The sequence below is a fragment of the Aeromonas sp. PrichA-15 genome (assembly GCF_017939245.1).
GTDB classification, from domain to species: Bacteria; Pseudomonadota; Gammaproteobacteria; order Enterobacterales; family Aeromonadaceae; genus Aeromonas; species Aeromonas caviae.
In genome coordinates this window covers 1-1,835 of the sequence record NZ_JAGKRH010000334.1, presented here as the reverse complement: position 1 = coordinate 1,835, position 1,835 = coordinate 1, and the positions used below count along the sequence as shown (strand labels likewise).

Annotated in this window: 2 protein-coding genes and 1 pseudogene; 2 read left to right on the top strand and 1 reads right to left on the bottom strand. The window is 54.5% G+C overall.

Translation table 11 applies throughout. The features are described 5' to 3' along the window. The first annotated feature begins 381 nt into the window (after positions 1-381). Complete coding sequence (locus J9889_RS23010) at positions 382-927, top strand: hypothetical protein (RefSeq protein ID WP_223916153.1); 546 nt, start codon at positions 382-384, stop codon at positions 925-927. On the opposite strand, the pseudogene tnpA reads toward J9889_RS23010, so the two are convergent. Further along, positions 886-1,290 (bottom strand): annotated as a pseudogene (gene tnpA / locus J9889_RS23005) (IS200/IS605 family transposase). The gene J9889_RS23010 and the pseudogene tnpA overlap by 42 nt on opposite strands. 57 nt (positions 1,291-1,347) lie before the next feature. On the opposite strand from tnpA, the gene J9889_RS23000 reads away from it, so the two are divergent. Further along, positions 1,348-1,835 (top strand): helix-turn-helix domain-containing protein (locus tag J9889_RS23000; protein WP_210558348.1); only part of this gene is annotated, 488 nt, incomplete at its 3' end.

Below are 1,835 nucleotides of genomic sequence, written 5' to 3'. Positions count from 1 at the left end.
TGACGGTATAACCTGGCCAGAAGGAGGCAATATCAATATGATGCACGGCGACAGCAGGGTGATGGTGGTGGTGTGTTTGGCGACAACCAGTTTACCAGCACCCTGTCTGTCAACTTCCACTTTCCCAGGATCCCGCGAAGAACCAATATTTTTGCCCGGCCCATAGGCTCCCTCTGTGTCTTGTCATGGGCTTCCCATATACTCAGCCATCCCCATTGGAAGGTTCGGGAATGGACGCCTCAATTCTGCTCAATCTGGACGTATTTACCCTGATGTTGATGGCCCTCGGGGGCTACAGCCTGGGATTCATCACCCTCTCCATCATCTGGTCGACCCATAGGGAAATACCCGGTCTCGGGCTCTGGTGGTGGTCCAGCCTCTGTGCCCTGGCGGCGCAATCGCTCTTCTTCATGCAGGCATTTTCCCCATATCGCGGGGATCTGGCTGGCCAACCTGCTCATCACCTTCTGCCTCGCCCTGATGCCACTCGCCATCCAGCGCTTCTTCGGGGAGCCGCCAAACTGGCGGGCATTCACCCTCTTCATGCTGGTCTATCTGCTGATCCTCTGCTGGAGCGTCATCTTCAACGACAAGATGGCCCCCCGGGTGCTGCTGGCCTGCCTGAGCTACATGATGGTGGGGGCGGTAATTGTCTGGCTCATATGGCGCCATGGCTACCCTGACTATCTGCCTGCGGTGCTGGTGTTCACCGTGGTCAACATCCTGCTCTACGGTTTCAATCTGGTGCGCATGGGGGCCCTGCTCGGCGGCGAGGTGCGGGTCCTGATGGATCAGCATGCGGTCAATGTGCTCCCCTTCCTCTCCATCTTAAATGCGAAAGGGGACTCCCTCCGACGTAGGTGGGAGGGGAATTTCGCCGGGGCGTCAGCCCCGCTGGTTTTGAATGTATTGCTTGATCACCTCTAACGGCGCACCGCCGCAAGAGCCCACAAAGTAAGAGCGTGACCAGAGTACGGGTTTGCTGTAAGCACCCCTCAAGTCCAGAAATTCATTACGCAGTCGCCTTGATGTGACCGCCTTTAACGAGTTCACCAGCACCGATAGCTGCACTGTTGGGCCGTACTCTATCAGCATGTGAACATGATCAGCCTCTCCGTCACACTCTTTCAGTTCCGCACCAAAATCTCTGCAAACCTATGCCGCACACTGACCGAATGAAGCGTGATGCAGTTCCCCCAATATCGGCTTTCGATACTTGGTGATAAACACCAAATGTACGTGCAAAGCGTAGGCCGCATGGCGTGATTTATTAATTTTAGTGAATTGCATTCTGTCACTCAATCGGGCTTAATAGATATGGTAATAATGCTGCACACTGAGTGATAAATGCAAATTCTGAAAGCCTACAAGTTCCGACTCGAACCGACCGCCCAACAAGCGCAACGCCTGCGCCAGTTGGGCGGTTGTGCTCGTTATGTCTGGAATCACGGGCTGGCAGAGACAAAGCGCATTCTGGATGCTGGCGAAAAACTACCTTCTGCCTTTGAGCTGAACCGGATGCTCACCAGTTGGAAGAAAGACCCAGAAATGGCCTTTCTGACAGAGGCATATACCGACAACCTCCAGCAGAAACTCAAAGACTTGCACGGCGCGTGGATGCGCTGCTTTGATAAAAAACTCGCCGCCAAGGCTCCCGTTTTCAAGAAGAAAAGCGACAACCGCGACGCTATCCGCTTCGTCAACTTTGACAAGTATTGCCGCCTTGAAAAAGGTCGCGTGAAGCTTCCTGCCGGGCTGGCGTGGGTCAAGTTTCGCCAGTCCCAGCCAGTTGCAGGAAAAATTAAAAACGCGACCGTCAGCCAAGCAGCCGGGCA